Genomic DNA, 6284 nt, shown 5'->3' on the forward strand with positions numbered 1-6284 from the left:
TCCTTGAAGTCCTGATCCTCGATCCACGCGTCGGCGTAGTCGACGTAACGGTCGAACAGGTTCTGGCCGTAATCGGAGTAGGATTCCAGATACGCTTTCTGAATCTCGTTGCCGATGAACTCCGCGTAGCGCGGCACGAGCTCGGCCTTGATGAATTCGAGATAACGCTTCTCAATTTCCTCCGACAACTGCTCACGCCGGATCGCGTGCTCGAGCACATACATCAGGTGGACGGGGTCGGCGCCAAGCTCCGCGGTGTCGTGGTTGAAGGTCGCCGCCAGCACCTTGAACGCGAAGCGGGTCGAGGCGCCGTCCATGCCTTCGTCGACGCCGGCGGCATCCTTGTACTCCTGGACGCTTCTTGCCTTGGGGTCGCTCTCTTTGAGGCTCTCGCCGTCGTAGACACGCATCTTCGCAAACAGCGTCGAGTTCTCGTGCCGGCGCAGGCGCGACATCACCGAAAAGCGCGCCAGCGTCTCCAGCGTCGCCGGCGCACACGGTGCGGAGGCAAGCTCGGAGCCCGCAATCAGCTTCTCGTAGATCTTCTGCTCCTCGATCACGCGCAGGCAGTACGGGACCTTGATCACGCAGATGCGGTCGATGAAAGCTTCGTTGTTCCGGTTGGACTTGAAGCTCTGCCATTCGGCTTCGTTGGAATGCGCGAGAACTATGCCGGTGAAGGGAATCGCACCGATGTTCTCGGTGCCGATATAGTTGCCTTCCTGCGTTGCCGTCAGCAGCGGGTGCAGCATCTTGATCGGCGCCTTGAACATCTCGACGAATTCGAGGATGCCCTGGTTGGCGCGATTGAGGCCGCCGGAATAGCTGTAGGCGTCGGGATCGTTCTGCGCATAGGTCTCGAGCTTGCGAATGTCGACCTTGCCAACCAGCGAGGAGATGTCCTGGTTGTTCTCGTCACCGGGCTCGGTCTTGGCTACCGCGATCTGCCGCAGACGAGAGGGCTGGATCTTGGCAACGCGGAAGCGCGAAATGTCGCCGCCGAAGGCTTCGAGACGCTTGTAGCACCATGGGCTCATCAGGCCGTTGAGGCGCCGGCGCGGGATGCCGTATTTCTCTTCGATGATCGGTCCGAGGTTCTCCGGATCGAACAGGCCGAGCGGGGATTCGAACACCGGGCTGAGTTCGTCGCCGGCCTTGAGCACATAGATCGGGTGAACTTCCATCAGCGACTTCAGGCGCTCGGCAAGCGACGACTTGCCGCCGCCGACCGGGCCCAGCAAATAAAGAATCTGCTTGCGCTCCTCGAGCCCCTGCGCGGCATGCCGGAAGAAACCGACGATGCGCTCGATCGTTTCTTCCATGCCGTGAAATCCGGCAAACGCCGGATAGATGCGCATCGTGCGATTCAAAAAGATTCGGCCAAGGCGGGGGTCCTTGGCCGTGTCGATCATCTGAGGCTCACCGATCGCTGCTAGTAGTCGTTCGGCCGAATTTGCGTATCGCATCGGATCGCCTCGACACGATTCCAGATATTCCGCCATCGACAGGTCGGTCTGACTTCGAGCCTCGAAGGACCGAGCGAAAGCGTTGAACAGCGAATCGCTTTGCATGATCCCCTCCAAGGTATGATCCGACGCACTGGTGAACCCAGTCGGGTTACCGCTCGGTACCGGCCTTAGTCAGTTCATCTGTTTGTGCAGTCGGGTCCTCCCATTCTAACATGTTTCTAAATTGGCTATTCGCGAACAGGATATCAAGGCGGGCGGTCGCAACATGGGAAGAGTGCGTTGGTCCAACTTCACTTCGCGCCACCGGGTCCAATCCCGTGGGGTCGTTGACATCTGCCCCCTCATGCAAATTTATCTGGCTGTTAACGCCAGAGGAGCGACAGGCGTTCATGGCCGATGTGTGGAAGCTCATAAATCTCTACTGCCGGCACACTGGCGGGCAACGAGGGACGGCTGGGGGAACCAAGGCCGTCAACCCCTTGGGGAGGTTTGCTCCCCGGTAGGGGGGCGCCGTCCGCGGAGCAAAGAGTCTTATCCCGAGCGACCGATCTTGAAGCGCGTCCTTCGGTGACGCGTTCGCCACCGGGTAGTCCACCGCACGGGAGAGACCAAGCTCCTCCGCGCTGCTGTTGTTTCCCCGAACTTCTCGCTCTCCAGTTCGGGTATTCCTGACGGCGACGAATGATCGTCCAATTGATCGAGCCTATCGAGCAGAACTATTAGCCTCGCAGGTAATTCGTTTTCGCTGACAGAAGCTCGCAATCTTTCACCGATCTCTCGGATGATTGCACGACTGAACGCCGCGTCGATATCGATTTGGTTTCGCATGCGGAACCTCCCTCCGGCGAAAACTCCGACAACCGACCCTCAGCCTCCGACCATAAACAGCGTCGGCGGAAAATTGTTCACATAGGTTAATCGTGGAACCCGCTATCCGCACTCGGGGTGCCAGTAGATCAGCAATACCACGACGCCGGCGAGCCGCACGTACCGGCGTGCAAATCCCTTTCTCGTGTGCATGAAAAGGCTTAAACTTCGGCAGCTGCCCTTTGACAGGTGACAGGGAACGAGCCGACGTTTCTCCTAAGATGGAATGGGCCGCGATCAGGCCATCGGCAGGCATCGCAGTCTGATAACAGCGCCGACCTTTGGGGCGTTCTCGAGAACTCCAACACACAGCCGGCATCGACTTGCCACGCGAGCGGGGAGCCTTGCTTCTGTTCATCCAAGGGAGAAAGACATGGCGAATTTCGTATTAACGCTCGACTGGACCGACCAGGGCATTCGCAATCTCCGAGAGGCGCCCAAGCGCAGTGAAGCGGCGAAAGCCCTCGCCAAGAAAGTCGGGGTCGAAATCAAGGAGGTCTATCTCACCACCGGCGCGCATGACATTCTTCTCCTTGCTGAAGCGCCGCTTGGCGATCACATCACCAAATTCGCGCTCGCACTCTCGTCACTGGGAAACGTGCGCACGAGCACCTCCCGCGCCTGGCCGGAGGCTGAATGGACCAAGCTGATATCGGAACTTCCGTGAGTCGTCGGAGTTCTGGTGGGCCGCGAGTGCTGCTGAGTTGAAGTTCCCGCTATACGTGCCGCGAGTCTCGGTTCAGGAGTTCCAAATCGAAGGCGGGACGAGAATTATTGATTGTGAAATCCGTGCAGCCCGCGTGACCCCGCGGTCAAATCGGATCGACAGGTTCGATGCCGAGCGGCACCTCATGCTGATCCACACCGTGATCGCGATCACGGTATCTCGGCTGTTGGCACAAAGCGGAAATGGCGCGATGTCCGCTCTGAGTCCGCATTCGGGGGTAAAGCGGAAATTAGATTTGGGGGCCGTCAGGTCAGCTTCAGACCCGTTCCGGACCTCGGCTGCATCGAAGTCTCGCAGCGCAGCAGTCTCCTGCCGCATCGTGATGTGCTATCGTTATCCGGGCGGACCGCCGCCAGGCAGGGGTCGGTTCACAATAGGTCGTGCGGGACCGCGCAACTCCCTCGGCGATGCGAGATTTCTGCACAGGTTTCGATCATGGACAGCATCCAGGCGAGTGAAACGGAAGCACGGTTCTCGGTATTGCGTCAGTCGGCCGACGGCGATGCGGTGACCGCCATCGAAGCGTTGGTCCGCGGAGCGCCGGACCGCGCTCTCAACCGGGTGAACGTTCTAGATTTCGCCTGCAAAAACCGGCTGGCAATCTCAACCCCGACCGAGGCATCCATCTGGAGAATCTCGACTTATAACGATCGATGCGGGGATCGACGATGAGGCAGACTTGCGGCGTGTAACGTGGCTTGCTGTTGTTGCGGGGGGTGCCCTACTGGTCGCCGCTGCCTGGGCCGCCATCCTCTGGACCCGCCCGGAGCCCATTCGGATTGCGTTCGCCAGTTCGCTCTCCGGCGCGTCCGCTCCGATTGGGGCCGAAAGTCTGGCCGCGACGCAGCTAGCAATCGACGAGGTAAACGCCAAGGGCGGCGTCCGCGGACGGCCGATAGAACTCATTCCGTTCGACGACGCAAGCGATCCAGCCGTGGCGCGCACGAATGTGCTGGCGATCGCCGACAGCCCGTGCGTCGCCGTGCTCGGACATGATCTCAGCTCGACGTCGCTCGCGGCGGGGCCGGCATATAAGGATGCGCGGATCGCGGCGCTCACGGGAGGCGCGGCTGCCGACGATCTTACATCCGCCAATGACTACTATTTTCGTGCGCTGTCGCCGGTATCCGCACAGGCGCGCTCGATTGCGGAACATCTGCGCGCAGTGATGAGGGAGCCAAAGGTCCGCCTCGTTCACACCCGCGATTCTTACGGCAAGAATTTTGTGCGCGGATTCGTGGCGGGCTATCCGACGGAGCAGTTGAGTGTATTCGGGTTGGACGTCGCGGCGGGTCAAATCCGATCGATGGACGAGGCCCTGGACGCCGCCGCGCAGGAGCCCGGACCCGGCGTTATCGTCATCGGCGCGGCATCCGATTTTAGCGCAGACATCGTCAAGGCGCTGCGCCGCCGCGGCATCAAGACAACGATCATCGCAGCCCAGGGCGCAGCCCGCGAAAGCTATTTGCAATTTTTCGCCAACGAGCCCGAGGAAAAGGCGCATCCGGGCTTCTTCAGTGAGAATCTGTATGCCGCTTCATCGCTGATTTTCGACAGCGCCGGCGTGGCGGCGCAGGCTTTTGCCGCCGACTACAAGGCGATAGCAGAAACCTCGCCAAGCTGGGTTGCCGGCGGTGCCTATGAAGCCGCGCGCCTAATGATCGAAGCGTTGAAACGAGCTGCCGTCAAAAATCGATCCGACAGCAAAGGTGCAGATCGGGACCGTGTGCGTGCCGCGCTAGCCGCCATCGACGGTCCGAAATCGGCGGTCGTCGGCCTGACGGGGCGGCTCTATTTCAATGCGAATCGCGACATTCCGAGTCCGATCCGAATGGGTTTCTTCCGTTACGGCCGGTTCGTCACGGCGCCGCTGCAACTCGTGGGCATCGATCAGCCTAATGGAATCGATCTCGCTGCGGAACGGGAAAAGGGCCATGTTGTTTCCTTCGGCGACCGACATTACTGGATCCAGCGCGTGGTCTATACCGGGATCGACATCGCCCGCCTGAACCGAATCGACGTGAAGCAAGGCACCTTCAACGTCGACTTTTATCTCTGGATGCGCTTTGCGGGCGACGGCGACGGCGAGACGCAAGTGCAGTTCCCGGCCCTGCTGGACAGTGGCGCCTTCGATCCCGCGCGCCCCTTGCAGATCGGACAGGAGGACGGTCTCAATTACCGTCTTTACCGGATCAACGGCGACTTCAAGACGCGCTATGAGTTGCACAATTATCCGTTCGATACGCAGCAGCTTGTCCTGCATTTTCGCAACACGCAGCAGCGCCAGGAACTCGTGACCTATGTGATCGACCGGTTCGGTTTGCGCCTCGCCGACGAGCGAAGCTCGATTGTCGAGGACGACGCTTATTCCGGGCTTGAGCTCTGGCGGTTCCTGCGCTTGCGATATTTCGTCGATTCCCTATCGAGCGGGTCGACGCTCGGCAAGGCGGCGCTGTTCGACAGCGAGCTTAAAACGGAATACGCCGGTTTCGACACTGTGATCGTGCTGCGTCGCAGCTCGGCCATCTTCATCCTGAAAAACCTGCTCCCGCTGTTTCTCCTCGCGCTCGTCGTGTTCGCGACGCTGTTCTTCCCCGAAACGCTGCACCGCGAGCGGGTGACGATCCCGGTCACCGCGATCCTGACCAGCGCGGTGCTGCTCCTGGCCGTGGACAATCAGCTCGGTGACGTCGGCTACACGGTCGCGGTCGAAAGGATTTTCTACGTCTTCTTCGCGCTCTGCCTGATGGCCATGTTGGCCGGCTTCGGCCACGAGCGATTGCGGCACGCCGGCAGGAAGCGCCTCTGCGGAGTCGTGGATCGAACGGCCCAGGTCGTTTATGTCGGAACGGCGCTCGCCACGACCGCCTCGTTCTGGTGGCACTATGCCCCATGATCGGCGCGAGAACCTCAAAGCTGCGAAAGCTCTCGGCATCGAGGCAGGCGCCGACGAGACGATCGAAAAGATTCGTCGGCCACTTCCACTTCTGGCCCGTTTGAGACATTCAAACGGATGTTGAGAATGTCCGTTTGTCGGGGCAGACCGAAAGTGGTCGGCACCAGATCGAAACGACGCTCATGACCCAAAAGCGACCTAACGCCAAAGCGAGCGAGCCGACCACACGAAAAGTCGATATCTCAGAGATGGGTGCTGTAGGGGCTAAATTTCGACTTCGAGGCCAACCTCCACGACCTGAGCGGGCGGGACTCCGAAATACGCC

At 60.1% G+C, this 6284-nt stretch carries 4 protein-coding genes; 3 read left to right on the forward strand and 1 reads right to left on the reverse strand.

What is annotated here, in order from left to right; all coding sequences use genetic code 11:
* Positions 1 to 1571: PrkA family serine protein kinase (locus VNX23_RS22615; RefSeq protein ID WP_325633771.1), on the reverse strand; the 1571-nt coding region annotated here is incomplete at its 3' end.
* A 1138-nt stretch (positions 1572 to 2709) separates the two neighbouring features.
* On the opposite strand from VNX23_RS22615, the gene VNX23_RS22620 reads away from it, so the two are divergent.
* The 3 genes from VNX23_RS22620 to VNX23_RS22630 all read left to right on the forward strand — a co-directional run bounded on the left by VNX23_RS22620 (position 2710) and on the right by VNX23_RS22630 (position 5959).
* Positions 2710 to 3003, forward strand: a complete 294-nt coding sequence (locus VNX23_RS22620; protein WP_325633772.1) for a GYD domain-containing protein — start codon at positions 2710 to 2712, stop codon at positions 3001 to 3003.
* A 495-nt stretch (positions 3004 to 3498) separates the two neighbouring features.
* Complete coding sequence (locus VNX23_RS22625) at positions 3499 to 3735, forward strand: DUF5939 domain-containing protein (RefSeq protein ID WP_325633774.1); 237 nt, start codon at positions 3499 to 3501, stop codon at positions 3733 to 3735.
* 7 nt (positions 3736 to 3742) lie between these two features.
* The gene (locus VNX23_RS22630) at positions 3743 to 5959 is read left to right on the forward strand and encodes an ABC transporter substrate-binding protein (protein WP_414643057.1); all 2217 of its coding nucleotides are present in this window, start codon (positions 3743 to 3745) and stop codon (positions 5957 to 5959) included.
* Positions 5960 to 6284: the final 325 nt, after the last annotated feature.

It is taken from the genome of Bradyrhizobium sp. (genome assembly GCF_035570375.1).
GTDB lineage: Bacteria > Pseudomonadota > Alphaproteobacteria > Rhizobiales > Xanthobacteraceae > Bradyrhizobium.

Bases quoted from the DNA above. Each gene is read 5' to 3' on its own strand.
- VNX23_RS22620 (WP_325633772.1), top strand. From the start codon at position 2,710: ATGGCGAATTTCGTATTAACGCTCGACTGGACCGACCAGGGCATTCGC.
- VNX23_RS22625 (WP_325633774.1), top strand. From the start codon at position 3,499: ATGGACAGCATCCAGGCGAGTGAAACGGAAGCACGGTTCTCGGTATTG.